The sequence below is a fragment of the Arenicella chitinivorans genome (genome assembly GCF_014651515.1).
In the GTDB taxonomy this organism is placed as follows: domain Bacteria; phylum Pseudomonadota; class Gammaproteobacteria; order Arenicellales; family Arenicellaceae; genus Arenicella; species Arenicella chitinivorans.
The window spans coordinates 956,646-982,222 of sequence record NZ_BMXA01000002.1 but is presented as its reverse complement, the minus strand read 5'-3'; the positions used below and the strand labels follow the sequence as shown (position 1 = coordinate 982,222).

General features: G+C 50.4%; 27 protein-coding genes. 7 read left to right on the top strand and 20 right to left on the bottom strand.

Annotated elements, in window-relative coordinates:
* Window positions 1–3 precede the first annotated feature (3 nt).
* The 5 genes from mtaB to IE055_RS09550 form a co-directional block, all read right to left on the bottom strand.
* Entirely contained in the window at window positions 4–1,416 is a 1,413-nt protein-coding gene (gene mtaB, locus IE055_RS09570) for a tRNA (N(6)-L-threonylcarbamoyladenosine(37)-C(2))-methylthiotransferase MtaB (RefSeq protein ID WP_189400151.1), read from the bottom strand.
* A gap of 99 nt (window positions 1,417–1,515) precedes the next feature.
* Window positions 1,516–2,532, bottom strand: coding sequence for a hypothetical protein (locus IE055_RS09565; RefSeq protein ID WP_189400149.1), 1,017 nt, complete (start codon window positions 2,530–2,532; stop codon window positions 1,516–1,518).
* 218 nt (window positions 2,533–2,750) lie between these two features.
* A complete protein-coding gene (locus IE055_RS09560) occupies window positions 2,751–3,068 on the bottom strand; it encodes a HesB/IscA family protein (RefSeq protein WP_189400147.1) in 318 nt (105 codons plus the stop codon).
* 143 nt (window positions 3,069–3,211) lie between these two features.
* Complete coding sequence (gene cysE / locus IE055_RS09555; RefSeq protein ID WP_189400145.1) at window positions 3,212–3,952, bottom strand: serine O-acetyltransferase; 741 nt, start codon at window positions 3,950–3,952, stop codon at window positions 3,212–3,214.
* A gap of 38 nt (window positions 3,953–3,990) precedes the next feature.
* Complete coding sequence (locus tag IE055_RS09550; protein ID WP_189400143.1) at window positions 3,991–4,755, bottom strand: RNA methyltransferase; 765 nt, start codon at window positions 4,753–4,755, stop codon at window positions 3,991–3,993.
* A 297-nt stretch (window positions 4,756–5,052) separates the two neighbouring features.
* Here IE055_RS09550 and IE055_RS09545 point away from each other — a divergent pair, with 297 nt between their 5' ends.
* The 3 genes from IE055_RS09545 (at window position 5,053) to fdxA (ending at window position 8,883) form a co-directional block, all read left to right on the top strand.
* Complete coding sequence (locus tag IE055_RS09545) at window positions 5,053–5,862, top strand: inositol monophosphatase family protein (protein WP_229794221.1); 810 nt, start codon at window positions 5,053–5,055, stop codon at window positions 5,860–5,862.
* A gap of 65 nt (window positions 5,863–5,927) precedes the next feature.
* A complete protein-coding gene (gene mutS / locus IE055_RS09540) occupies window positions 5,928–8,450 on the top strand; it encodes a DNA mismatch repair protein MutS (RefSeq protein WP_189400344.1) in 2,523 nt (840 codons plus the stop codon).
* A 109-nt stretch (window positions 8,451–8,559) separates the two neighbouring features.
* Window positions 8,560–8,883, top strand: a complete 324-nt coding sequence (gene fdxA / locus IE055_RS09535; protein ID WP_189400141.1) for a ferredoxin FdxA — start codon at window positions 8,560–8,562, stop codon at window positions 8,881–8,883.
* 119 nt (window positions 8,884–9,002) lie between these two features.
* Here fdxA and IE055_RS09530 read toward each other — a convergent pair whose 3' ends face one another.
* Complete coding sequence (locus tag IE055_RS09530) at window positions 9,003–9,755, bottom strand: DsbC family protein (protein ID WP_189400139.1); 753 nt, start codon at window positions 9,753–9,755, stop codon at window positions 9,003–9,005.
* 40 nt (window positions 9,756–9,795) lie between these two features.
* A complete protein-coding gene (locus tag IE055_RS09525) occupies window positions 9,796–10,281 on the bottom strand; it encodes a YajQ family cyclic di-GMP-binding protein (RefSeq protein ID WP_189400137.1) in 486 nt (161 codons plus the stop codon).
* Between the two features lie 244 nt (window positions 10,282–10,525).
* Here IE055_RS09525 and IE055_RS09520 point away from each other — a divergent pair, with 244 nt between their 5' ends.
* Window positions 10,526–11,164 carry a lytic transglycosylase domain-containing protein gene (locus tag IE055_RS09520; protein WP_189400136.1) on the top strand — a complete coding sequence of 213 codons (639 nt, stop codon included), beginning with the start codon at window positions 10,526–10,528 and terminating at the stop codon, window positions 11,162–11,164.
* Between the two features lies 1 nt (window position 11,165).
* Here the strand turns inward: IE055_RS09520 and pdxJ are convergent, their stop codons facing one another.
* Genes pdxJ through lepA form a run of 7 tightly spaced genes read right to left on the bottom strand, consistent with a single transcriptional unit; the run spans window position 11,166 to window position 17,539 of the window.
* A complete protein-coding gene (pdxJ, locus tag IE055_RS09515; protein WP_189400133.1) occupies window positions 11,166–11,936 on the bottom strand; it encodes a pyridoxine 5'-phosphate synthase in 771 nt (256 codons plus the stop codon).
* A gap of 47 nt (window positions 11,937–11,983) precedes the next feature.
* Window positions 11,984–12,730 carry a DNA repair protein RecO gene (gene recO / locus IE055_RS09510; protein ID WP_189400131.1) on the bottom strand — a complete coding sequence of 249 codons (747 nt, stop codon included), beginning with the start codon at window positions 12,728–12,730 and terminating at the stop codon, window positions 11,984–11,986.
* 41 nt (window positions 12,731–12,771) lie between these two features.
* Window positions 12,772–13,692, bottom strand: a complete 921-nt coding sequence (gene era, locus IE055_RS09505) for a GTPase Era (protein WP_189400129.1) — start codon at window positions 13,690–13,692, stop codon at window positions 12,772–12,774.
* A 4-nt stretch (window positions 13,693–13,696) separates the two neighbouring features.
* Complete coding sequence (gene rnc / locus IE055_RS09500; protein WP_189400127.1) at window positions 13,697–14,392, bottom strand: ribonuclease III; 696 nt, start codon at window positions 14,390–14,392, stop codon at window positions 13,697–13,699.
* Between the two features lie 29 nt (window positions 14,393–14,421).
* Window positions 14,422–14,844, bottom strand: a complete 423-nt coding sequence (locus tag IE055_RS09495; RefSeq protein ID WP_189400126.1) for a DUF4845 domain-containing protein — start codon at window positions 14,842–14,844, stop codon at window positions 14,422–14,424.
* Window positions 14,845–14,900: 56 nt separating this feature from the next.
* Window positions 14,901–15,728 carry a signal peptidase I gene (gene lepB, locus IE055_RS09490; protein WP_229794219.1) on the bottom strand — a complete coding sequence of 276 codons (828 nt, stop codon included), beginning with the start codon at window positions 15,726–15,728 and terminating at the stop codon, window positions 14,901–14,903.
* A 2-nt stretch (window positions 15,729–15,730) separates the two neighbouring features.
* Entirely contained in the window at window positions 15,731–17,539 is a 1,809-nt protein-coding gene (gene lepA / locus IE055_RS09485) for a translation elongation factor 4 (protein ID WP_189400124.1), read from the bottom strand.
* A gap of 218 nt (window positions 17,540–17,757) precedes the next feature.
* Between lepA and nadB the strand changes: the two genes are divergently transcribed.
* Both nadB and IE055_RS09475 read left to right on the top strand, forming a co-directional pair.
* The gene (gene nadB / locus IE055_RS09480; RefSeq protein ID WP_189400122.1) at window positions 17,758–19,410 is read left to right on the top strand and encodes an L-aspartate oxidase; all 1,653 of its coding nucleotides are present in this window, start codon (window positions 17,758–17,760) and stop codon (window positions 19,408–19,410) included.
* Between the two features lie 95 nt (window positions 19,411–19,505).
* A complete protein-coding gene (locus IE055_RS09475; protein WP_189400120.1) occupies window positions 19,506–20,474 on the top strand; it encodes a LysR family transcriptional regulator in 969 nt (322 codons plus the stop codon).
* Here IE055_RS09475 and IE055_RS09470 read toward each other — a convergent pair whose 3' ends face one another.
* The 6 genes from IE055_RS09470 to IE055_RS09445 form a co-directional block, all read right to left on the bottom strand.
* Window positions 20,475–20,729: an FAD assembly factor SdhE gene (locus tag IE055_RS09470; RefSeq protein WP_189400118.1), complete on the bottom strand. Its 255-nt coding sequence runs from the start codon at window positions 20,727–20,729 to the stop codon at window positions 20,475–20,477.
* 12 nt (window positions 20,730–20,741) lie between these two features.
* Complete coding sequence (locus IE055_RS09465; RefSeq protein ID WP_189400116.1) at window positions 20,742–21,524, bottom strand: succinate dehydrogenase iron-sulfur subunit; 783 nt, start codon at window positions 21,522–21,524, stop codon at window positions 20,742–20,744.
* 19 nt (window positions 21,525–21,543) lie between these two features.
* Window positions 21,544–23,331: a succinate dehydrogenase flavoprotein subunit gene (gene sdhA, locus IE055_RS09460; RefSeq protein WP_189400114.1), complete on the bottom strand. Its 1,788-nt coding sequence runs from the start codon at window positions 23,329–23,331 to the stop codon at window positions 21,544–21,546.
* A gap of 3 nt (window positions 23,332–23,334) precedes the next feature.
* Window positions 23,335–23,715 carry a succinate dehydrogenase, hydrophobic membrane anchor protein gene (gene sdhD / locus IE055_RS09455; protein ID WP_189400112.1) on the bottom strand — a complete coding sequence of 127 codons (381 nt, stop codon included), beginning with the start codon at window positions 23,713–23,715 and terminating at the stop codon, window positions 23,335–23,337.
* Window positions 23,712–24,101: a succinate dehydrogenase, cytochrome b556 subunit gene (sdhC, locus tag IE055_RS09450; protein ID WP_189400111.1), complete on the bottom strand. Its 390-nt coding sequence runs from the start codon at window positions 24,099–24,101 to the stop codon at window positions 23,712–23,714. The genes sdhD and sdhC overlap by 4 nt, the downstream gene beginning before the upstream one ends.
* Before the next feature lie 168 nt (window positions 24,102–24,269).
* Window positions 24,270–24,449: a DUF1674 domain-containing protein gene (locus IE055_RS09445; RefSeq protein ID WP_189400110.1), complete on the bottom strand. Its 180-nt coding sequence runs from the start codon at window positions 24,447–24,449 to the stop codon at window positions 24,270–24,272.
* Between the two features lie 216 nt (window positions 24,450–24,665).
* Between IE055_RS09445 and ygfZ the strand changes: the two genes are divergently transcribed.
* Window positions 24,666–25,556, top strand: a complete 891-nt coding sequence (ygfZ, locus tag IE055_RS09440; protein WP_189400108.1) for a CAF17-like 4Fe-4S cluster assembly/insertion protein YgfZ — start codon at window positions 24,666–24,668, stop codon at window positions 25,554–25,556.
* The last annotated feature ends 21 nt before the right edge of the window (window positions 25,557–25,577 follow it).

Here is a 25,577-nt window from a genome sequence, read left to right as displayed (position 1 = left end):
AAGTTAGTGGATATTTGCCACCAAAAACTCATTCTCCAGGGCTTGATATACCACTTTCACCCATTTACCTTGTTCAACCTGCGCTTCTGGGACTAACACAGCGAGGTAATCTTCGGCTCGACACACCATAAAACCCGCTTTTTGCGCTTTTTTCTCAGGCAAAACCCATGCCGACTGACCTAGTCTGCCTGCCCGCAATGCGGCTTGTATTGGTGCGGCCGCTGCGCGCAATCGTTTATTGCGCGCTTTCCGTTCTGGCACCGGTACTTGACGGTCAGCAGGAATTCTTGCCGCCGGTGTACCTTCGCGTTCAGAGTAAGAAAATGTATGCGGGAATGCCACCTCAATCTCACGCACCAAGTTCTCAGTATCCATATAGTGTTGGTCCGTTTCGGTTGGAAAGCCGACCATAACATCGGCGCTGATAACAAGCTCTGGCATAGCAGCACGCAGCTTAGCGATACGCTCACGAACATGTTGCGCATTGTAGCGCCGCTTCATGCGCTTCAGGATCAAATCATTACCGCTTTGCAGTGATAAATGCATGTGCGGACAGATTCTCGGTTCACTCGACCACAACGCGACGAGACGATCGGTAATGTGATGCGGGTCGATCGAACTCAATCGGATTCGAAACGGGTTTTCTGGATCGCACTCCAAGGCCAAAAGTTCTCGCAGCAAGTCAACAAGATCAAACCTGGAATCTGTGGTCGCCAGATCATCGCCGTAGGACCCCAGATCCACGCCACAAATAACCACTTCAGGGTACCCATTCAAAACTAATCGCTGCACTTGACGCTTGATCAAGCTTGGTGGCAATGAACGGCTAGGGCCACGCGCGACATGAATAATGCAAAATGTGCAGCCTTGGTCACAGCCTTGCTGAATTTGCACAAAGGCACGAGTGTGCGCCTCAAAACCGGTCAAAATACTATCTGGTAAGCTTATATGCTGATCCAAGTCACCAACCAACACTTGCGGCAGACCACCTTGCTCCAGCTGCGGCAAGAGAGCATGCACATCGAGCTTTCGATCGTTGCCGAGCACCAAGTCCACGCCAGGAATCGACGCACAAGCATCGGGATCCATCTGCGCATAACAGCCAGTCACAACGACCAACGCGTCCGGGTTCCGCTTGATCGCTTTACGCACTTCCTGCCGAGCCTGACGGTCTGCTTCACGCGTGACCGTGCAGGTGTTGATCAAGTAGAGATCGGCAGACTCAGTATTTGGGACTACTGCCCACTCCTGTGTTTTGAGCGTTTCGGCGATGAGCTCCGACTCGTAGGTATTGACCTTGCACCCAAGCGTGGTGATACCAACGCGTTTGGAGTTTGCATCAATGGCTGGAGTTGCCTCTTCCGTTGCGGGGCGGCTGCGGCCAATTTGCTCAAGTTTTATTTCAACACTGGACATAGTACGTTACCTGGCATGGAGATCAGTGCACGCTTGGCACTCACTACAAACAGAAAAAGCGGCACGAGGCCGCTTTTTCCGGTTGCGCGGATTGTACGCCTATTTAATTAAATAGCGAACACCGGCACTGAACATTTTATTGTCAGAAATTGAACCATGGTTTGGCGAATCACTGTCGAAGACGCGACCTTCAAGGAACCATTGCAGGTCACTTTTGCCAATATCACCACCAACGATGCCAAACAAAGACGCGTCACGGTAGTCGCTTTCATCAATATTTGCAGCACCGATACCACCGCCAATGAATGCACGTTCGCTCAACTTGCGCTCAACACCAACGTCTAGGAAGAAAGTTTCTTCCGGGTAAACGTTGCCTTGGTTAATACCGTCGCGGTCAACATAAGACAATTGCGCCATAATGGCTGTTTTCATAGACAACGGCTTGATCAAACCAGCACGAAAACCAACCACGCCAGACGAATCTTTCATGTCCATGTCCCAAGCGGGCTCATAACGAGCACGCGTTTCTGTGCCGATAAACAAACCAACAAATGGAATTAATGCCAATAGGTCAGCGGTAGGCTCTTTCTCAGCGACTGGAGCAACTTCTTGTACTGGCTCCGCCACGACTGGTGGCGCCACACATTCAGTAGAGGTGTCTGGCTGAACCGATACCAGAGAAATGTTACAGCACTCTTTTGGTACGGCGACTTGGTAAACCTGACAATCCGTAGACACGTCTATTTGAAATGCTGGAAACGATTGCGAACCAGCCCACTCACGGTAAGGCTTGGCGACATAGTCGCCTTTCACTTTGGCGCCCATCCAAGCAAACTTGGATCCAACTGGGTAAGTCGTCTCAGTCACTTCACCAGCGGCAACAGCAGCCATCAAATCATCAGCACTGCCACTCCAGCCAGAATCTGCTAAAATTTTGCGTACCACGTTTGGATTGTCGGCGAAAAAGGCCTGCAGCTCTGCCAGTGTTTGCACACCAGTTGAACACACCGCTTCGGACGTCCCTAATCGCGTTAATTTCTTGTACTCTTGAGCCGATACCACCGGGCTCGAAAGCGCCAACACCAAGCCGAAGCTGGTGGTTAATACTTGGATCATGCGAGTAATTTTCACGGCAAATTGCCCTCTTCTTTAGTTTTGTGGTTGGAAATGAAAGCGTAACACAGACCCATTCTGTTCCACGCCTTCTGAGGCGCTATTCTATGCGTTTTCGTCAATAATCAAACAAAATTATAGATAATTATGGTTAATTTTATGTTAACCATTGCGCGGCTCATCACACCGTCATTCAACAGCGCTCGTGTAGATAGTGCAATCTATACGGCAAAACTCTCTCCGCAACCACATTCATCGGTTGCTTTTGGGTTAGAGAATTTAAATGTTTGATTTAAGCCTTCAGACACATAGTCAATCTGCGTACCAGAAACGATCGGCAGACTCTTGGCATCCACTGCAACACGCACACCATACTGTTCAAACACGGCATCTTCAGGCTCAATGTCGCGTGCGAAGTCCATCACATAGGCAAAACCGGAACACCCAGACTCCTTGGCCCCAAAACGCAAGGCGATGGCGTCATTTTTCGCGATTTGATTGGCAATACGTTTTGCCGCTGATTCTGTGAGCGTAATCATTAAATAATCGAAAGTGCTTGCGATACAAGTACGGTTAAAAGTTGACAGACTAAAACGGTGTGGCAACAGCGCTCTTACGAATGCCGAGACAACTACAACTAATATAAGGCATCAGAGTAAAAAAACAAGCCAAGTAGGCCGTATCAGTCTTTATCCATCGGCTCCAGCTCGATGCAGTCGGTTTTTATCTCCGGTGGCTCGATATCCGCCACCGACACGCCGGCATCGCGTAATTTTGCCATGAGTTCGTGATTGTACTTATTCATGACCTGCAATTGCTGACACAAACCATGGATAGCCAAAGCCACCGGATCATCCGCAGACGGCTTATGACCATAGGCTGCAAACTTGCCATTGGCCCGATCGTACTCATCGGAACCGACCGCATGCGCTGGTAAGCCCACCATCGTCGAGCCTGTTTCGACATTTTTTACCACCACCGAATTCGAGCCAATTCGGGCATTTTCACCAACCGTGATTGGCCCTAACACCTTGGCCCCTGCACCAATGACCACATTATTACCGATGGTGGGATGACGCTTACCCTTATTCCATGACGTGCCGCCCAAGGTGACACCGTGATAGAGCGTGACGTCATCGCCGACTTCGGCGGTTTCGCCAATAACAACCCCCATGCCGTGGTCAATAAACAGTCGTCTTCCAAGGGTGGCACCTGGGTGAATTTCAATGCCGGTCAACCATCGTGATATATGCGCAATAAAACGACCCAACCACTTCAAACCAACGCGCCAACACGCATGTGCAAGTCGATGCAGTAACACCGCATGAATACCTGGATAGGTGGTCAGTATTTCCAACGTATGCCGCGCCGCTGGATCGCGCTGAAAAACGGTTTGAATATCTTCTCGAATTCGCTCAAACATAATCACTTCTTCGGTCGCGCATTTCGCAACAGCTAAGGTTAGGAAGGCGTCAACTTCTGATCAACAGAAGCTAAAATACCGCGCAGGATTTGAATCTCCTCCACCGTCAGGTCCGCCTTATTGTACAGCCGTGTTAATTTTCGCATTAACACTGTTGGGGGATTTACTTTAACAAAGTCTAGGGCCACAAGTGTGTTTTGCAAGTGCTCCAGGAAACCCTCACGTTCGGCTTTAGTGGCCGGGCGTTGGCGGGCCGCCATACTAGTCGCTGCCGGCTCAGCCTGATCATCGAGACCGGTAGACTGATTGATCGCTTGCATTCGGATTTCGTAATTAATCAATTGTACGGCGCTGGCGAGATTCAACGAGCTGTATTCAGGGTTGGCTGGAATGCGTATTTGAAACTGACACTGATCCAGCTCAGCATTACTTAAGCCGCTGCTTTCGCGCCCGAATAAGATTGCCGCCTGGTGTGTCGGTGACGCAACATGCTGGATAATCGACTCCGCTGCCGCGCGGGGATCCCGGGTTGGCCAACTGACTTCACGATCGCGCACCGATGTACCTAAAACCAAGGTACAGTCACTGATTGCCGCGGACAATGACGTAACCACCTCAGCTTGATCCAACACGCTTTCAGCACCGGCAGCCAGCTTGCTTGCCTCGTAGTGCGGAAACTTCTTCGGATTGACCAACACTAGGCGGCTAAGCCCCATGGTCTTCATGGCTCTGGCAACTGATCCGATATTGCCAGGATGCGTTGGCTCTACGAGCACGATCTTGATGCGGGTTGACTGTTCCACCGAGCTGATTTACATATCTGGTTTAGTTTGGGCTATGCATTCTAACGCAGCTCGACGCTGTAAACACCACGGAACGCGTCGGCCAAGCGCTATTTTTGCTCAGCGCGGGACAAAGCGCGTCGATTACGAGTAATACCACGCGATCAAGTTCCCTAGCAACAATGTCTTTATCTGCGGAGCCGTAAATTAACTGCGACAAAAATATCGTTTTGACCGACCCTCACGGCTTTTATTCAAAGCACCACACGCGTACAATCCGACACTGCTTTTTTACAATCTATTGTTCGGAACTTCTGTATGGAATCCAATCTAATTACGGGCGCACTCAACGTCGCCACGACGGCTGCGCGTGAAGCCGGCAAACTTATTGCACAAAACATCACACAACTGGATCGCGTCAAGGTCAATCGCAAGACAGACACTAAAAGCCGCACAGAACTGGTTTCGGAAATAGATCTTATGGCGGAACGCACCGTGATTCATCATTTGGATGCGGCCTACCCCAACTACAATATTGTTAGCGAAGAAGCCGGTGACTTGGGCCGCGAAAGCGAGTTCTGCTGGATCATCGATCCACTGGACGGCACACACAACTTCCTACATGGTCATCCACACTGCTGTGTGTCGATTGCACTAAAACACAAAAACGACATCGTCGCTGCCGTGGTTTACGATCCGCTGCGCAATGAGCTGTTCACGGCACGCAAAGGTGGCGGCGCGCAACTCGATGGGCGTCGAATCCGCGTGTCCGATATCAGCCGGTTTTCAGACAGCCTACTGTGTACGGGATTTCCGTACCGTGAAGGCAACACAACCAAATTATGGCTAAAGACATTTGCCGCTTTAATGCCACGCGCACAAAGCGTACATCGCACCGGCTCGTCAGTCCTCGACCTAGCCTATTTGGCCTGCGGTCGCTACGACGGCTTTTGGGAATTTGGATTACAAGACTGGGATATTGCCGCTGGAGCTCTCTTGGTAAAAGAGGCAGGTGGCTTGGTAACCGACTACTCGGGTAGTACTGACATATTCAAATCTGGCAATGTCGTTGCTGGCACGCCGCGCGTGCATGAAAAGCTCCAGCACATTATTTCCAATATTACGTAACACTTTTTCTCTACCAAGGCTTTACCCTAATCGTGGCAAATAGCAGTAATTCGCAACATACCCCGATGATGCAGCAGTATCTGCGCATCAAAGCTGACTATCCAGACACCTTGGTGCTGTATCGCATGGGTGACTTCTATGAGGTGTTCTATCAGGACGCCGAGCTGGCCGCAAAGTTGCTGGATATCACCCTGACACAGCGTGGCAAGTCTAATGGCGAACCAATCCCGATGGCGGGCGTGCCGTTTCACAGCGTGGACCAGTACCTCGCCAAATTGGTAAAACTTGGCCGGTCGGTCGCCATCGCTGAACAGATTGGCGATCCAGCCACCTCAAAAGGACCGGTGGAACGCAAAGTGGTTCGCGTGGTGACCCCCGGTACGCTGACTGAGGATAGCTTGCTGGACGAACGCCGAGATAACATTCTGGCGGCACTGTACGCAAGGGATGGCCAGTTTGCGATTGCCACCTTGGAGCTCTCGATCGGTCAGTTCAAAGCACAGCAACTTGATACCCTAGACCAGCTGCATGCTGAGCTAGAGCGACTAAATCCTGCCGAAACGCTCTATGCCGATACGGATGAAACACTGAAACCGACATTAGGTGAACGTAACTGCCATGCCGTGCCAAGCTGGTATTTCGATCATGATGTTGCCACCGACCTGCTATGTCGCCAGTTCAACACAACGAATCTAGTGGCTTACGGTTGCCAGGATTATCCACTGGCAGTCAGTGCGGCGGGCGCGTTACTGCAGTACACCAAAGACATGCAATACGATGCTGTGCCGCATATTGCTGATTTTTCAATCACGCAAAAAAGTGATTTTTTAGTCATCGACGCGGCGAGTCGGCAAAACTTGGAAATAGAGACCAATTTATCCGGTGGCAATAAATTCACCCTAGTGGCATTGATGGACCAATGTGCCAACCCAATGGGCGGCCGATTACTGCGACGTTGGCTGCACGGCCCAATCACCAATCAGGTTGAACTGGCACACCGCCAGCTGGCAGTCGGCGAGTTTATCGACCGCCTGGATCAGGCAGAGGTGCATCGTTTACTACGTCAATGTGGGGACGTCGAACGAATTTTGACCCGCATCGCGCTCGGCAACGCGCGCCCGCGCGATCTGACTCGTCTGCGGACAGCGTTACAATGCTTACCCGCGATCCACCATGCCATCGCCAACGCTGAGAGTGACTTACTTCGATCGTTGAGTACTCGACTGGGGCCATTTACCGACAGTCAACAACTGCTTGAAGCAGCAATTTTAGAGGAACCTGCTGCGGTAATTCGAGATGGTGGCGTGATTCGACCAGCGTTCGATGCAGAATTTAATGAGCTGCACCGATTGAGTAAGAATTCCGGCGAGTTTTTATTGGAACTCGAACAGCGTGAGCGTGAGCAAACCGGGATCGCCACACTCAAAGTCAAATACAATCGCGTGCACGGGTTCTACATAGAGGTCAGCAAGGCACAAGCGAGTTCGGCGCCGAATCACTATATTCGACGTCAAACGCTCAAAAATGCCGAGCGATATATCACCGAGGAACTCAAGGACTACGAAGACAAGGTCCTGAGTGCCAGAGAAAATGCTCTGGCGCGCGAGAAACGGCTTTACCAAGACGTAATAGACCGACTGCAACCCGACGTTCGCGCCATGCAGCACATGGCCTCAGCGCTGGCGCAATTAGACGTGTTGGCCAACTTTGCCGAACGCGCGGTGTCGCTCAATTTTTGCCGCCCAACACTGACCGATCAACCAGGCATCGACATCCGCGACGGTCGCCATCCGGTCGTGGAAGCCAATCAAAGCAGCCCATTTATCGCCAACGACTTGGTGCTCAATGACACCACGCGCATGAATGTGATTACCGGACCGAATATGGGTGGTAAAAGCACCTATATGCGACAAAATGCGCTGATTACCCTGTTGGCGTACACCGGCAGCTATGTGCCAGCGACCCAGGCCACAATTGGACCAATCGACCGAATATTTACGCGCATTGGTGCTGCCGACGACCTCGCGGGCGGACGCTCGACGTTTATGGTCGAGATGACTGAAATGGCCAATATTTTACGCAACGCCTCGCCCAATAGTTTGGTGTTGGTAGACGAAATCGGTCGTGGCACCAGTACTTACGACGGCTTGTCATTGGCTTGGGCATGTGCACTGGATCTGGCGGAGCGGCTACACGCATTTTCCTTGTTTGCAACGCACTATTTTGAGATTACTGCGCTGGCCGATCAGCTGTCCACCGTGTCGAATGTTCACTTGGACGCGGTTGAGCATGGAAATAGCATCGTCTTCATGTACCACGTGAAGCATGGACCGGCTAACCAAAGCTACGGTATTCAGGTGGCACGCCTAGCAGGTTTACCCTCACAGGTATTAAACACGGCATCGCACAAGCTCACTGAACTTGAACAGAGTCAGACACAAGCCCCCCAAATTCAGCACACACTGGATTTCCAGGCGCCGGCACGGGAATCTGAAATTGAACAGTGTTTACGCAACACAGAAGTTGATGATGTCACACCCAAACAAGCTCTCGAGCTGTTGTATCAACTTAAGCGCAAACTGCAATAGCACACAGCGCATTGATTTACGCACCGGCAGCACATAAAATACGCGATCTTTGGGCGCACCGTGAGGTGCCACTATATTCAGATTCGCACACGTAGCGGAGAAATAACCGATGACCTATGTAGTAAAAGAAGAATGCATCAAGTGCAAATACACGGATTGTGTTGAAGTCTGCCCGGTGGATTGTTTTCATGAAGGGCCGAATTTTCTAGTGATTGATCCGGAAGAATGCATTGACTGCAGCCTATGTGAACCCGAGTGCCCAGTAAACGCGATCGTGGCAGACGACGACCTGGAAGACAAGGATCAACACTACTTAGCGTTGAACGAAGAACTGTCGGCAATTTGGCCAGTCATCACCGAGAAAAAGCCAGCGCTAGAGGACGCTGACCAGTGGGCAGAAAAAGAAGGCAAACTGGAGTTGCTTGAGCGCTGATAATACGCTCGAACATAGAATCAAAAAAAAGGAGCCGATTGGCTCCTTTTTTATGGTCTTGATCGGCGGCAAATCAAAACGTAATCGATCAACCTCGCCTACGTTTACGGTAACCCGCCTTACTCTCCGGCCTGCTCTGCGATACCCAAACGCTCTAATATAACCGTGTAGGGCACATAACCCGGCGTGACGGTACCATCATCCAGAATAATAGTTGGCGTACCCGACACACCGGCTTTACGGCCCAGTTCGTAGGTCTCGGCAACCGGGTTTTCACAACTTGCTGGCGGCACGTTCTTACCGGCTTTTGCATCGGTTAACGCTGCTTGTTGATCGGCATTACACCATACGGACACGTACTTCTTGTGACTCTCTGAGCCCACGCCGGCACGCGGGAAAGCCAGATAACGGACTTGCACGCCAGCCTCATTAAGGTTTGGCACTTCCAAATGAAGTTTACGACAATAGCCGCAGTCAATGTCGGTAAACACCGTGACATGACGTTTCGCATCTTTTGGACCGTACACAATCATTTTGTTCAAAGGTGTGCCCTCGATCAACGCTGATGTGCGCTCAGCTTTCGCCACCTCACCTAAATTAATCTGATCTTTGGTGTTGACCAAATCACCAAACAAGATGTGATCCCCATCCACGTAAGCGTAATAAAAGCCGTTATCGAGCTCAAGACGATACACACCATTGACTGGCGTCTCCAAAATCGGCGCATCACTCGCTGGCGGCACCATCTTTACCAGTTCTGCACGCACCTTGTCGACATCCTCTAGCGGGCCTGCTTGCGCCGCCGTTAGACCTAAGCCAACGAAAAGACAGATAGCCAATATTGATGTCATATTTTTTAACATATGTTGCATAATTTTTTCCATTAATATAGTACGATCCAGCCAGAATCGATTAGTCTCGAAAATTATTAAATTGCAGCGGAATACCCGCATCCGCTTGCTTTAAAAAAGCGATCACAGCTTGCAAGTCGTCGCGCTTCTTCCCCGTGACACGGAGTTGATCACCTTGTATTGCGGTTTGCACTTTTAGTTTCTGATCTTTAATTTGTTTCACCAGTTTGCGACCAAGATCTGAGTTGATGCCCTCACGTAGCAAAAGGATCTGCCGAGCTTTACCGCCACCAATTTCCTCTATCGGGCGATATTCCAGGCAGGCCAAATCAATACCACGTGCCGCGAGCTTCAAGCACAAGACATCAACTGCCTGCTTAACCTGAAACTCATTGTCGGCAAAGACGGTCAAACTTTGTTCGTTAGACTCGACCCGTGCATCAGTACCCTTAAAATCGAACCGAGTACTGAGTTCTTTATTTGCCTGATGCAGCGCGTTCGCTAGCTCAGGCTTGTTTATTTCAGACACAACATCAAAAGAAGGCATACAGATCACCGAGGTTTGTGTGGCAATATCGAATCAAGCTGAACTATTGTCTAATTCGGACTGTACCACAGCGCAAGTTAATACTAATATTCACCTAGAATAACAAAGACTTTGATTAGGACCTTGTTGCACCACATTAACTTACATAAAGATAAAATAAATGTGCATCAAGTCTCGGGAGGTCGGTGCAGGCCCAGTGCCTATCTGCCTTGATCCTCCCCAACAAGAGTAGCTAACTTTAATCATGCGTGAATCATTTTTCGCCAGCATTATACGCCTTAAAACCGTGTTGCTGCTATCGCTAGTTGTGATGACCTGCACCTTGTCGGCGGCGCAGGCGACGGTGTTCGTTTACCTGACGCCCGATGGTAGCAGACTCATCACCGATAAAAAGGTTCGTAAACCTGGGTACAAACTAGTGCGCAGTTATGCAACCAAGCCCTACGGTGCAACACGCCGTAATGCGCCGTATATGCACAAACCAATCAAATCGCAATACGATGCACTGATCGTGAATGTGGCGCTCAAATACGATTTAGAACCATCGTTTGTTAAAGCCGTCATTCATGTTGAGTCTGCGTTCGACCCAGCGGCTATTTCGCATGCTGGGGCAATGGGACTGATGCAGTTAATGCCCGCAACCGCGTCAAGCTACCAACTAAACCAAGACCACTTCAACCCCAATCGAAATGTTGAAGCTGGGGTACAACACCTCAAAGACTTGATGGAACGCTATAACAGCAACAAAGAACTTTCTCTGGCGGCTTACAATGCGGGAGAAGGCGCAGTCAGCAAGTACAATGGCATTCCGCCCTACCCTGAAACACAGGACTATGTAAGCAAAGTATTGCGTCTCTACAAGCTATACAAGAAACAAATCTAAGTTAAAGCCCAGCGCCTTCACCATCGAGACGCGCACCATTCATGATTTGCTTCATCGCGAACACCGCTTCATAAAAGCCAGTGATCGCCGCTCTCGAGACGATGGCGTGACCAATATTCAAGCACACAACTTCGGGGATTTGTGCGATTGGTACAACGTTTTGGTAGTGCAAGCCATGCCCCGCATTAACCTGCATACCAAGCGCATGCGCGATCTTGGCCGCATCTCGAATACGGATTAGTTCGGCCGCGGCGCCGTCACCTTGGGCGTCGGCGTATTGCCCAGTGTGCAGTTCGACAATCGCCGCACCGACATGCTTACTGGCTTCAATCTGCGCCGGCTCAGGGTCAATGAATAACGACACCATAATTCCCGCAGCACTAAGCTCACCAACGTAATCCGTCAGCGCAGCAACCTGTGACAACACATCCAGACCACCTTCGGTCGTCAATTCAGAACGCTTCTCGGGTACCAAACAACACTCTTTCGGCAGCACTTGCAACGCAATTTCGAGCATTTCCTTCGTGGTCGCCATCTCTAGGTTCATTGGCAGCGCCACTTCACGTCGAATTCGATACACATCCTGATCCTGGATGTGACGTCGATCTTCACGCAGGTGCACAGTGACACCATCCGCCCCAGCCTGGCGCGCTATATCAGCGGCCTGAACCGGACAGGGATACGTGGTGCCTCGAGCCTGTCTTAAGGTTGCGATATGATCCACATTAACGCCTAATTCAATGACGTGATGCTCTGTGTGAGGTTGACTCATAACTCTGCTTTCTTAGGTTGTGTTTCCGGTCAGCAACACTGACTCAACTATTTGGGTGGTTGCGGCTTTGCTTTCGGGTAGAACAATGCACGACTCACGATCTCTTTGTGGCCAAGGCTATGGCGCAAAATGTCACGCATTATACGTTTCCCTTGTGCTTGCTGGTGAGGTGGTGTGTTTTCATCCATACCAACAGACATTGCTCGGATTGTACTGCCTGACACCGTATTATTGTGTGGATGTGGCATGCGAATGAACCCTTGCCCGGCATGAAACTGATAATGGCCGTCGTCCCGCAAAGGTGTTTTACCATCACTTTCGTGAACAAAATTAACTTCGTATCCAGTTTCCTTGATGATCGTGCGCTCAAAACCGCGCAGCACCGAAGACAAGCGGCTCGCGTTTTCTGGGTCCGACAAGGACTTTATTGTCTGGTGATAACGATCAAACAAGTCGTGATGCGGATCGTGCCGGTGTAGCAGTCGTGTCAGCAACTCGTTGCAGTAAAAACCGCAAACCAACGCATCTCCGGTCATTTCCTGAACGTAGACATTAAAGTCACTTAAATCAATTTCCGCTGCGGTCAGTGTAGGCACTTCGCCTTTACCAGTCCAGCTTAACAAGGTCGGCTGAAACGGCATTAACACACTTTTGAGCTTGGATTTAATTCGACGCGCACCCTTAGCCATCAATGCGATTCGCCCGTACTCCCTGGAAAACACCTCAACAATCCAGGATGTCTCACTGTAGGGACGATTAAGTAAAATATAGGACGGTTGTTGATGGGTACGCATACAAGACCCGAAAACGGATTGACTCGATGGATAGAGACCGGCTAAACGCCCTCATCATAACCCAAGCTGTACAGATCACGGGCATTATCTGACCAGCCTGAGCGAACCTTTACGAATAACTCCAAGAAGACCTTTCGTTCCAACAAGCGTTCACAATTCAAACGTGCAGCAGTACCAATTTGCTTCAGCGCCTCCCCTTTTTTGCCAATCACCATGGCCTTATGCGAATCCTTTTCAACCCAAATATCGCAGTTAATCAGCGCGCGCTTATCCTCTAACTGGAATTCCGTCACCTCCACCGCAGTGGCATACGGTAACTCATCTCCGAGGCGGCGGAATAACTGTTCACGCACCAACTCTGAGACTAAGAAACGATAACTTCGATCCGTAATCTGATCCTCATCGAAACCCGGCGGTGCGTCAGGGAGGTGAGTAGTGAGCACGTCCAGCAAATGATCGACATTGTCATTACTACCGCGTCCCAAGGCGCTAATCGGTACGATGGCGGCAAAGGGATACAGCTCATTAGATTGGGAAATCAGGGGCAACAGGTCATTAACCGACTTCAGTTTATCGAGCTTATTGATGACTAAAACCACTGGCGTTTTATAGCCTTTTAATGCGGTTAGCACGTGGCGATCGGCATCAGTCCATCCGCTAGCGGGAATCATCAGACAAACCACGTCGACACCATCGATACTGGTGATCGCTGTCTTGTTGATCACACGATTGATGGTGCGTCGATTTGACTTTTTAGCCACCGAATGAATGCCGGGAGTATCAACAAACACGATCTGTTTTTGATCATCAGTGTGAATCCCCAGAATTCGATGACGCGTGGTCTGAGGTCGATGCGAGGTAATACTGATCTTCTGACCGATAATCCGGTTCATCAGTGTCGACTTGCCCACATTCGGTTTGCCAATAATGGTGACATAGCCAAACTTGTACTCGGATTTCATGACCTTATTTTGACTGCTCGTTAACTTGTTTAACTTGTCGCAGCACATCGGCTGCAGCCTTTTGTTCAGCCAGGCGTCGTGATCGCGCGGTGGCCTCGGAACGTATTGGCATATCGTCCAACACGCACTCCACGGTAAATCGTTGATTGTGCTGTTCGCCCATGGTCTCGACAATGGTGTAGGTCGGAAGACTCATACCGCGCTTTTGCATCGCTTCCTGCAATCGGCTCTTTGCATCTTTAAACGTGGATTCGTCCGAGATATTCTCAAATTGAGCACTGAAGTGCGTATGAATAAACTCACTGGCAACCGAGAAGTCGGCGTCTAGATACAGCGCGCCGATCAGACTTTCAACCGTATCCGCTAAAATGGAATCACGGTTAAAACCACCGCTCTTTAACTCTCCCTCTCCTAGAATAAGGTAGCTCGACATATCTAACTCGCGCGCCACCGTGGCCAAAGTCTCTTTACGCACTAGGCTGGAACGCATTCGGCTGAGCTTACCTTCAGCCAAATGCGGAAATTTATGGAACAAGAAGTCCGCCACCACAAAGCCTAAAATGCTGTCGCCCAGAAACTCCAGACGTTCGTAATTTTTGGCTCCCTTGCTACGATGCGTCATCGCCAAAGACAACAGCTTTTCGTCCTTGAACTGGTAGCCAATCTTTCGCATCAATGCGGCAAGCTTATTCTGCGCCATGGACAGCTGGACTCATTGATTGAACGTGACTATTTCTCGCATCGACCATTTAAGTCACAATCGACGATGGGGTTAAAGTCGACGGTCACACTTAGATTTGAGAACAATGGGACCTTGGCTTCGTAGTCCGCTTCAACAGTAAATCGGTTTCGGCTACGCTTTACTTTCAAATCGTTTTTGTAATCGAGCGCTTCGTGCGAACTATCCATATACAACTGGCGTTTCATACGTTCAATAATTTGCCCACGTGATACTGTTCTTAGATCAGACCCTTCAACCGCGACGATCATTGCGTTTCTAATATTCTGATTGGTGGAATAAACTGGCACAAGTTGCATTCCCACGTAGGCAAAGAACAGAATCACACCCATCGTAAAGGCGAGACTCCAGAACGTCCAGCCGGCCTGACGCGAGAAACGAACCATTGGCTTTTGTCGAGTCATTGTTTGCATTGGTCTCATTCTATTAATCCTCATCGAGTTGATTGTATACAGGGTATCTCAAGCGTTTACTCAGCACCAGTACTAAGCGTCTCAGCTTGGATACGCGTCCCTATTCGTTCAAAGTCGATACCGCCACCATTCGGGTTGTCTTCATTGCCCCAACTCATCCAAACAAAGAAGGCTTTGCCAACAATGTTTTCTTGCGGTAAAAATCCCCAAGTCCTGGAATCTGCACTGCTGTCACGATTATCCCCCATCATAAAATACTGACCTTCGGGCACTTTCCAGGCACGCTGAGCACTTGAACGATGGTTACTAAATAGTGCAAGTGTCTTGAATCTAACCTCACTGGCAGACGCTGAGTTATCAACTGCGATGGTCTGCTCATACTCGGTGCCACGAATACGTTGCCCTTTTTGATCTACATACTCATATTCACCCAATTTGACTGGGCTGATCTTCTGGCCATTCACGAACACCGTGCCTTGGTAATACTCAACTGTGTCACCCGGCAAACCTATCAAACGCTTAATGTAGTTTTGGCTCGGGTCTTGGGGATAACGAAAGACCACAATATCACCGCGTTTTGGCTCTCCAACCTCCAATATTTGGGTGTGCAGGATGGGCAACTTAATCCCGTAAGCGTATTTATTCACTAGGATAAAGTCACCAATCTCCAACGTCGGGTACATAGAACCTGACGGAATTCGGAACGGTTCTGCAACAAAGCCACGCAGCATGAACACCAGCACCAAAACGGGAAAAAACGACCGGGCGTAGTCCAAGTACCACGGCTCGGGTTCGCGTTTTGCCAGCTGCGGAAACACATAACGACACGCTAAAATCACCACACCACACAGGACGATGAGGCCAAATAATACTTTCTCAAACACAATTAATCCCCACTGGTCTTGAGTACTGCCAGGAATGCTTCCTGCGGAATTTCAACCGATCCAATTTGTTTCATCCGTTTCTTACCTTCTTTCTGCTTTTCGAGCAACTTACGTTTACGTGATAAATCACCACCGTAACATTTGGCAGTCACGTTTTTACGCAGCGCTTTCACTGTTTCACGCGCAATCACTTTGGAACCAATCGCGGCCTGAATCGCCACATCGAACATTTGTCGAGGTATCAATTCACGCATACGTTTGACCAGTTCCCGACCACGATAAATCGATTGCTCGCGATGCACCAGAATCGCCAGTGGATCAACCTGGTCACCGTTAATCAGAATATCGACTTTAACCATATCACTCGCGCGGTACTCTTTAATCTGATAGTCGAGTGATGCGTAACCGCGACTCACGGATTTCAAACGATCGAAAAAGTCCATCACGACCTCGTTCAACGGCAGTTCGAAATGCAGCATGACCTGCCGACCAAGGTACTGAATATTCTTCTGAATTCCACGCTTTTCAATACACAGCGTCATCACAGCACCGATATACTCCTCGGGCATGAGCATATTAGCGTCGATGACGGGCTCTTGGATTTCTTCGATTTTCGACAAATCTGGCAGAGCTGACGGGTTATCTACCTCTATTAATTCGCCGCTCTTGAGTAACACTCGATACACCACGGTGGGGGCCGTGGTGATCAGATCCATATCGTATTCCCGCTCTAGGCGCTCCTGGATAATTTCCATATGCAGCATACCGAGAAAGCCGCAACGGAACCCCAGACCCAGCGCGTCGGATACTTCCGGATCATAGACCAAGGACGCATCATTCAAACGCAACTTACCCAACGCATCGCGGAACGAATCATAGTCCGCTGAATTGATCGGATACAGACCCGCAAACACCCGAGGCTGTACCTCTTTAAAACCCGCCAATGGTTTGTCGATGCCGTGTTTGGCCAACGTTATTGTGTCACCAACCTTAGCCGCGGTAATTTCTTTCGCGCCAGAGATCAGATAGCCAACCTCGCCGACCAGTAATTGTTCTTTTGGAACTCGCTTGGGCGTGAAGACCCCGAGGTCTTCCACGCCATACTCCACACCCGTGGACATCATCTTGATGCGATCGCGTTTTTTAATCGACCCTTGAACCACACGAATCAGCGACACAACACCGAGGTAGTTATCGAACCAAGAGTCCATAATCAACGCTGACAGCGGTGCATCACCATCGCCAGTGGGATGTGGCAACTCCGTGACAATTTGCTCCAGTAGCTCTTCCACACCAACCCCGCTCTTGGCGCTCACATGCAACGCGCCTGAGCAGTCGATGCCGACCACATCTTCGATCTCCGCACTGACACGATCCACGTCGGCAGCAGGCAAATCAATCTTATTCAAAACAGGCAGCACTTCCAGACCGAGGTCAACCGCGGTGTAACAGTTCGCCACCGTTTGCGCTTCAACACCCTGCGATGCATCCACCACCAGTAACGCACCTTCACACGCCGTTAGAGAGCGCGATACCTCGTATGAGAAATCCACGTGGCCTGGTGTATCAATCATATTCAACTGATAAGTTTGACCATCATTCTTGCTGGTAAAGGATAAGGCCACACTTTGTGCTTTGATGGTGATCCCGCGCTCGCGCTCGATATCCATGGAGTCCAACACCTGCTCCGCCATTTCACGTTGCGTCAAACCGCCACAGACGCTGATAAAACGGTCTGCCAGGGTCGACTTGCCATGATCAATGTGAGCAATAATCGAAAAATTTCGAATCTTGGTAATATCGTGCGCCATCGTCGTCTAAATCGAGGCGTTTAAAGCGCACTCAGATTGGGTTGAGAATCATTTTTGTTAACAGCAAATACAAACGCGAGCGTCCTGCGCTCGCGACGCGCTATTTTAGCAAACCCCTGTTACGAATAGTACGCAAAGTTTCAAGGATTTACTCAAATAGCGTATCCGCTGGGCTATACTCCGCATTAAATCCAGAACAACATCTATTCGTTTGCCTCATGACTACCCATCTCTCTGATGTCTTGATTATTGGTGGCGGTGCCGCTGGACTCAGCCTAGCACTGCGCTTGGCCGATGAGGACGTTTCAATCACACTGCTGTCCAAATGTGAACTGACCGAGGGTTCCAGTTTATACGCGCAGGGCGGAATCGCCGCAGTACTTGATAAAGAAGACAGTTTTGAAGCGCATATCGACGACACACACACCGCTGGTGCCGGCCTATGTAAAGACGCCGCAGTACGCAAAATCGTAGAGGGCGCGCCAGACGCCATTAACTGGCTGGTCGAAAAAGGCGTGCAATTCACTCTGGTCGACGGTGCAGAGTACGACGGACCTGACAGCGACTTTCACTTGACTCGTGAAGGCGGCCATTCCCATCGACGTGTCATTCATGCCAAAGATGCCACCGGACGCGAAGTGGAAACCACCCTGGAACAGCATGTTCGAGCGCAGAAAAACGTCACCATTCTGGAAAACCATATCGCGATAGATCTAATCACATCACAAAAACTGGGCCGATCCAGCACACGCTGCTATGGCGCTTATGCGCTTGATATTGAGCAAAATACGGTGAAAACATTTGGCGCCAAAGCGGTGATCCTATCCACCGGTGGCGCCTCAAAAGCATACTTGTACACCACCAACCCAGACACCTCCACCGGCGATGGTATTGCCATGGCGTGGCGCGCAGGCTGTCGGATCGCCAATATGGAGTTTGTGCAATTTCATCCAACTTGCCTTTACCATCCCTATGCTAAGGGCTCACTAATCTCCGAAGCAGTTCGTGGCGAAGGCGGACTACTCAAGCTGCCCAATGGTGAGCGATTTATGCAAGACCACCACGAGCAGGCAGAACTGGCACCACGTGACATCGTGGCACGCGCAATCGACTACGAGATGAAAAAAGGTGGCTTTGACTCTGTTTTCTTGGACATCAGCCATAAAGGCGCTGATTTCATTCTGGACCACTTTCCCAACATTGCTGAGAGCTGCACTCAATACGGTTACGACATGACGCAGCAACCCATTCCCGTGGTACCTGCAGCGCACTACACTTGTGGCGGCATTTTGACCGATCTGCGCGGCCGTACCGATTTAAAACGCCTTTACGCGGTCGGCGAAAGCAGCTGTACCGGCTTACACGGTGCAAACCGGTTAGCCAGCAATTCCCTACTGGAGTGTCTGGTTATCGCCGAGTCAGCAGCGGCCGATATCCGCAGTTTGTTACGCAAAAAAGATAAAGCCAACTTCCCGAAATTACCGGCGTGGGATGAAAGCAAAGTATCTGATCCCGATGAACGCATTGTGGTGTCACACAACTGGGATGAAATGCGTCGATTCATGTGGGACTACGTTGGGATTGTGCGCACTAAGAAGCGCCTGCAACGCGCCAAGAATCGCATCCAACTGCTCCAGGAAGAAATTGTCGAGTATTATGGAAATTTTCGCGTGAGCAACGACCTAATCGAGTTACGCAACCTAGCCACGGTGGCTGAGCTGACCATCGAATGTGCACTCACGCGTAAGGAGAGTCGCGGTTTACACTACACACTGGACTACCCCAATATGCGCCCCTTCGCTACCGACACCATTCTCACGCCAAACAATTTTGTGAGTCATGCGCCGATTCGCGATTGGGCAAACTCATAAATCTCGTTCATGACGCTGATGCCTGACGCGGTTTCTTGTATTATGTGTTGCTTGATACGTAAACAATAACAATTATTAACTCGTCGAGAATTACTATGCAGGACCCATTGTCTCGGATCGACCTGAATCTGCTTGTGTCGTTTCAAGTATTGATGCAGGAAAAGAATGTCACGCGTGCCGCAGAGCGCTTATTCGTGACACAACCGGCTATGAGTAAAACGCTGAATCGGTTACGCAACCTCCTGGAAGACGAGTTATTCGTGCGCTCATCGCACGGCCTGACTCCAACACCCAAAACGCTGGAGCTGGAAAAACCGGTCAACGACATACTCAACCAACTGACCGAATTAATGGTCAGCAATCAGGAATTCGACCCTGCCAATACGGCGGCGACTATTTCGCTAGCAACGCTCGGCACCTCCGCCAGTGTGGGAATGCCAAAGTTCATCAATAGGCTGCGACAACACGCACCCAAGGTCATGCTATTAAGTCAAAACATTGACGATAAATGGGAAGATCGGCTGCGATCTGGCAGCCTGGACTTTGCGATCGTGGCGAAAAAAACCTTCAGCGACGATTTTGTCACGCACAAACTGATGAGCATCAAACCAGTGCTCTATATGCGTAATGACCACCCATTAGCCAAGGTGGATCACATCACGCTAGAGCAACGTCGCCAGTACCAACACATGGCGGTCTACTTTCCCAACTTTGAAACCACTAAAGACGACGTTAAGAAACTGTTTGCCTCGTTCGGCATTCTCTCCAATGTTCCGTTCTTGACCACCAATCTGATGGTATGCCTAGAAACCTTGCGCGAGACCGACATGCTAATGATCGCGTCGGACCGACTAATGGATTCGAGCTTGGTATCGGAGAACTTTGTCAGCAAACCACTGGAAGATTTGATTAATCTGAAAATCGACGCCCTGTCGCTGGTGCAGCACGTGCGCACCAAGAACTCGCCATTGCATAAATACCTTACGGAACTGATTGTGCAAAGCTTCTTGGAAGCGGAAGCGTTAAACGCAAGCCGCCGCAACCAGGCCGCAGCAAACGACTAACTATCCCGTTCGCAACTGCGTTGAGAAACCCTGCAAGCGCCGGATAATGCCGGCCAACACCACATCGTCTGGCTCGATGCGGTCAAACAACCAATCCATAATGGTTGGATCTTGAACCTCGAGCAATTGCTGGAAAGCCGACTGCGTGTCCAGATCCAGCGTTGCGTACTCTCGGTTCAGGAACTCAGTGAATAACACATCAAGCTCCCGAACCCCGCGACGGCAACGCCAGACCAATTGTCGTTCGTTTAACAAAACGTACCCGATTTAGAGCGCGCGCTCCGCGATCAGTTTTTTGATCTCACCAATCGCTTTCGCCGGGTTTAGACCTTTAGGACAAGTATTGGTGCAGTTCATGATCGTGTGACAACGATACAATTTAAACGGATCTTCCAACGCGTCAAGACGCTCTCCAGTCGCTTCGTCACGACTGTCAGCCAGCCAGCGGTAACTTTGCAGTAAAATCGCCGGACCGAGATACTTATCGCTGTTCCACCAGTAACTCGGACACGAAGTTGAGCAGCAGGCGCACAGAATACACTCGTAAAGCCCATCCAACTTCTCGCGATCCTCTTTTGACTGCAAGCGCTCCGAGGCCGCCGACACTGGTGTCTTGGTCTTCAACCAAGGCTCAACGGATGCGTACTGAGCATAAAAGTGTGTCATGTCTGGAACCAGATCCTTCACCACTGACATGTGCGGTAACGGATACACCTTAACATCACCCTTACACTCATCGACGCCTTTGGTACACGCCAGCGTGTTGGTGCCATCAATGTTCATGGCACACGAGCCACAGATGCCCTCACGACATGAACGACGGAAGGTCAGGGTTGGGTCAATCTCATTCTTGATTTTGATCAACGCATCCAGAACCATCGGACCACAGTTATCCATATCGATATCGTAGGTATCGATATGCGGATTCTGGTCATCATCAGGCGACCAGCGGTAAATATGGAATGAGCGCACATTTTTAGCCCCGTCTGGTGCTGCAAAATGCTTACCCTGTTTGACTTTGGAATTCTTCGGTAAAGTAAACTCTGCCATTTTCGACTCTCCCTAAACCTTAATAAACGCGTGGTTTTGGTTTAATGTATTCAACATCATCGGTCATCGTATAAGAGTGCACCGGACGATAATCGATGGTAGTTTTATGCTGCTCGTCACACCATGCTAGCGTGTGCTTCATCCAGTTCTCGTCATCACGGTCTGGCAGATCATCACGTGCATGCGCACCACGACTTTCGTCGCGGTTTGCCGCTGAATTCATGGTCACCGTCGCCTGACTCAACAGATTTTCCAGCTCGAGTGTTTCGATCAAATCGGTATTCCAGATCAGTCCGCGATCTGTGGTCTTTACGTCAGCAAATGAAGCCGCTGTGGCAGCCATTTTCTTCACGCCCTCAGCCATCACGTCACCGGTACGGAATACCGCGCAATGCGCTTGCATGGTACGCTGCATTTCCAAACGAATTTCTGCCGTCGAGCGAGATCCGTCTGCATAGCGCAACTTGTCGAGACGCGCGAGTGTTTCTTCGCCAGCGTTATCCGCAATACTCGGAATTGGCTCACTTGGGTCAATGACATCTTTGGCGCGCAACGCCGCTGCGCGTCCAAATACGATCAAATCCAGCAGCGAGTTCGAACCCAGACGGTTCGCGCCGTGGACAGACACGCAACCGGCTTCACCGATGGCCATCAAGCCGGGTACCACACTGTCTGGATTCCCGTCTTTTAGGGTCACCACTTCACCGTGGTAATTGGTTGGAATACCGCCCATGTTGTAATGTACGGTAGGCAACACAGGAATCGGCTCTTTGGTCACATCCACTCCAGCGAAAATCTTCGCTGATTCAGAAATACCGGGCAAACGCTCTTCCAACAGATCCGCGCCCAAGTGCTCCAAGTGCAAGTAAATGTGGTCCGCGTCCGGACCAACGCCGCGACCTTCGTTAATCTCGATGGTCATGGAACGACTCACAACATCACGCGAGGCCAAATCTTTGGCATTCGGCGCATAACGCTCCATAAAACGCTCGCCTTCCGAGTTAGTCAGGTAGCCACCTTCACCGCGTGCGCCCTCGGTGATTAAACACCCAGCGCCATAGATTCCGGTTGGATGGAACTGAACAAACTCCATATCTTGCAGTGGTAGTCCGGCACGCAGAACCATTGCATTCCCGTCACCAGTACAGGTGTGTGCCGACGTACACGAGAAATAAGCTCGCCCATAACCACCGGTCGCGAGGACCACTTTTTTGGCACGGTAGCGGTGAATTTCACCGGTCGCCATGTCGATCGCGATAACACCTCGACATTCCCCGTCCTCCATAATCAGATCCAGCGCAAAATACTCGATGAAAAACTGAGCATCGTGCTTAAGCGCCTGCTGATACAGAGTGTGCAGAATCGCGTGACCAGTTCGGTCCGCTGCGGCACAGGTGCGCAAGGCTTGGCCTTCACCATAATGTGTGGTCATACCACCAAATGCACGCTGATAAATTTTGCCTTCTTCAGTACGCGAGAAAGGCACACCATAATGCTCCAACTCGTACACTGCGGCTGGTGCGTTTCGGCACATATACTCGATCGAGTCTTGATCACCCAACCAATCAGAACCTTTCACGGTGTCATACATGTGAAAACGCCAATCGTCTTCACCCATATTACCCAGCGCTGCACTCATACCACCCTGCGCAGCTACCGTGTGACTGCGAGTTGGGAATACCTTGGTCAAACACGCTGTTGATAAACCCGCAGCCGCCATGCCAAAAGTAGCGCGGAGACCCGCACCACCTGCACCGACCACAACCACATCATACGCGTGGTCTACAATTTTATAATCGCCCTTCACCGCCTAGCCTCCTAGAACAATTTTTAAAACGGAAATGATTGCCAGGACAGCCATCACCACCGCGGCAAACTTTACCGAAAGTAGTAAAGTCAGATTGACCCATTTGGTGTGCACGTAATCCTCGATTACGACTTGCAAACCGGTTTGTGCGTGGAACAAGCTGGTCAGCACAAACAACAACATGATGGTGGCGTTAATCGGTGAGGACAACCAGGCCACGGCCTGCTCGTAACCACCACTCATTGCGCAAATAACCGCGTAGAGAAACCACAGCGTCAATGGGATCAATGCGACTGAGCTGACGCGTTGCCACCACCAGTGAGAGAATCCGTGTTTCGCAGAGCCTAGGCCAACCGCTTTCGATAGGGGACTTCTTAAGCTCATGCTGCACCTCCAGCCCATGCGGCGCCAATCACGATCGCAGACAGCACCAGCGCACCACCGGCAACCGCAAGGTCCGACTTGCGCAGCACGTTCAATTCGTAACCGCGTCCAGTATCCATCACCAAATGGCGGATACCGTTGCAAAGGTGATAACAAAGCGCAAACGCCCAGCCGCCAATGGCTAGCTGCACAATCGTGTACGCCAAGCATACTTCCAGCTTGGCGTAGGCGGCGGGACCAGCGGCTAATTGCATTAACCAGTAAATCAAGAACGGTGTCCCTAAGGACAACACAACGCCGGTCCCTCGGTGCAAAATAGACAATAAAGCAGTTGGTGGAAGTTTATACACCTGCAAATGCGGTGATAAGGGTCTCTCTTTTTGCATAATCGAATACTCTTAATAAATATGTAGTATTTTTGGCGCCTGTCGTGCAGGCATGCGCATTCTACCTTAGTTACTAGCCTTAGGGGAGTAACGCTCAGCAAATCTTCGATATTTGTTGAATCGGATTACATCAATGATGGTGTGACAGAATAGCCAGCTGAACGTCAATTAAAAGTCGACGCAGCGACCTTTGGACTCCCAGTCACCGTATCGCGTTGGCTCTGGACCACGCGGACCGTTAATCTCCTGCGGCTTCGTGCCGTTCGGCTCACTGGCTTTGGTTAATTCTTGCTCCTGCGTTTGGCTCTCGGCATCCTGCAACGAAGTTTCAATTTTCTTGTCAGACATAATCTCACACGCTAGAGTTGATTTTGAGCAGCAAACCATCACATTGGAACCGCCTGATTGCTGCTTTTTGACGCGGCGGATAATACCATGAGACATTGAATCAGACTTCACATACTTGCACAGGTCATTCCAACATCGGGTCTTGGCATGCAACCAAACTAAAACTTGCGAGCCGCAAAACACCGGCCCATCAAACGACTAGCATATACTCAAGTAATGACAAACCCCATCACTCTGACACACCTAACCCTAATCCGAATCCACGGCGACGATTCAGCTCAGTTTCTACAGGGACAACTTACTAACGATGTGCACATAGGCGAGGACCAATGGCAATTCACTGGGTACTGTAACCCCAAAGGCCGGCTGCTCGGCGTGTTCCAATTATGGCGAACAGAACAGGCGTTTTTCATTCTAATGGAAGCGTCTCTGGCAGCCAGACTTCTCAAGCGTCTGACTATGTATGTGCTGCGCAGTGACGTCAAAATTGACGCTCTCACAGCCGCAAAAATTACCGGGCATATACTCGACACGACACCAAACACCGCGCAACCTGGCGCGCACATGGTAGAAACTGTATCGGCGACGAGACACCGACTCTGGTATACGGGACGCCACATAGACGTGGATATCGACGGTAGCGCACCAACCACGGCGCAAGATGCTCTGCTGCACACTTGGTTGGCAGCCGACATCGCCGAGGGGCTGCCTCGCGTGACGGACACCACAACCGAGCAGTTCGTGCCGCAAATGATCAACCTCGATGCGCTTAATGGCATCAACTTTAAAAAAGGGTGCTACACCGGGCAAGAGATCGTGGCTCGAATGCATTATCTCGGAAAATTAAAACAACGCATGTTCTTGTGCAAATTATCGACGACAAGCAGCGTGATCGCACCCGGCGACAAAGTCTATGCCAACAACGACGACGCAGAGCCGGGGCCACAGACGGGCACCATTGTATCCGCGATACCCGGATACAACTATCTGCTTGCTGTCTTCAGAATCGAACAACTGGACGGCAATCACACGCTCATCGATGGCACTTCGATGTCGGTAGTGGCTGACCAGCCATATTTGCTACCGGCAGCGCGACAAAAGCCCTGAATGCGGGCGGTTAGAAATGTA

Coding starts and splice junctions, on each gene's coding strand:
- sdhC (WP_189400111.1), bottom strand. CDS start 24,101: ATGCAAAAAGAGAGACCCTTATCACCGCATTTGCAGGTGTATAAACTT.
- mtaB (WP_189400151.1), bottom strand. CDS start 1,416: ATGTCCAGTGTTGAAATAAAACTTGAGCAAATTGGCCGCAGCCGCCCC.
- mutS (WP_189400344.1), top strand. CDS start 5,928: ATGATGCAGCAGTATCTGCGCATCAAAGCTGACTATCCAGACACCTTG.
- IE055_RS09475 (WP_189400120.1), top strand. CDS start 19,506: ATGCAGGACCCATTGTCTCGGATCGACCTGAATCTGCTTGTGTCGTTT.
- IE055_RS09530 (WP_189400139.1), bottom strand. CDS start 9,755: ATGCAACATATGTTAAAAAATATGACATCAATATTGGCTATCTGTCTT.
- cysE (WP_189400145.1), bottom strand. CDS start 3,952: ATGTTTGAGCGAATTCGAGAAGATATTCAAACCGTTTTTCAGCGCGAT.
- IE055_RS09465 (WP_189400116.1), bottom strand. CDS start 21,524: ATGGCAGAGTTTACTTTACCGAAGAATTCCAAAGTCAAACAGGGTAAG.
- lepA (WP_189400124.1), bottom strand. CDS start 17,539: ATGGCGCACGATATTACCAAGATTCGAAATTTTTCGATTATTGCTCAC.
- recO (WP_189400131.1), bottom strand. CDS start 12,730: ATGCGTACCCATCAACAACCGTCCTATATTTTACTTAATCGTCCCTAC.
- sdhD (WP_189400112.1), bottom strand. CDS start 23,715: ATGAGCTTAAGAAGTCCCCTATCGAAAGCGGTTGGCCTAGGCTCTGCG.
- IE055_RS09445 (WP_189400110.1), bottom strand. CDS start 24,449: ATGTCTGACAAGAAAATTGAAACTTCGTTGCAGGATGCCGAGAGCCAA.
- nadB (WP_189400122.1), top strand. CDS start 17,758: ATGACTACCCATCTCTCTGATGTCTTGATTATTGGTGGCGGTGCCGCT.
- pdxJ (WP_189400133.1), bottom strand. CDS start 11,936: ATGAGTCAACCTCACACAGAGCATCACGTCATTGAATTAGGCGTTAAT.
- IE055_RS09565 (WP_189400149.1), bottom strand. CDS start 2,532: ATGATCCAAGTATTAACCACCAGCTTCGGCTTGGTGTTGGCGCTTTCG.
- era (WP_189400129.1), bottom strand. CDS start 13,692: ATGAAATCCGAGTACAAGTTTGGCTATGTCACCATTATTGGCAAACCG.
- IE055_RS09545 (WP_229794221.1), top strand. CDS start 5,053: ATGGAATCCAATCTAATTACGGGCGCACTCAACGTCGCCACGACGGCT.
- ygfZ (WP_189400108.1), top strand. CDS start 24,666: ATGACAAACCCCATCACTCTGACACACCTAACCCTAATCCGAATCCAC.
- IE055_RS09525 (WP_189400137.1), bottom strand. CDS start 10,281: ATGCCTTCTTTTGATGTTGTGTCTGAAATAAACAAGCCTGAGCTAGCG.
- IE055_RS09520 (WP_189400136.1), top strand. CDS start 10,526: ATGCGTGAATCATTTTTCGCCAGCATTATACGCCTTAAAACCGTGTTG.
- IE055_RS09560 (WP_189400147.1), bottom strand. CDS start 3,068: ATGATTACGCTCACAGAATCAGCGGCAAAACGTATTGCCAATCAAATC.
- IE055_RS09495 (WP_189400126.1), bottom strand. CDS start 14,844: ATGCAAACAATGACTCGACAAAAGCCAATGGTTCGTTTCTCGCGTCAG.
- rnc (WP_189400127.1), bottom strand. CDS start 14,392: ATGGCGCAGAATAAGCTTGCCGCATTGATGCGAAAGATTGGCTACCAG.
- fdxA (WP_189400141.1), top strand. CDS start 8,560: ATGACCTATGTAGTAAAAGAAGAATGCATCAAGTGCAAATACACGGAT.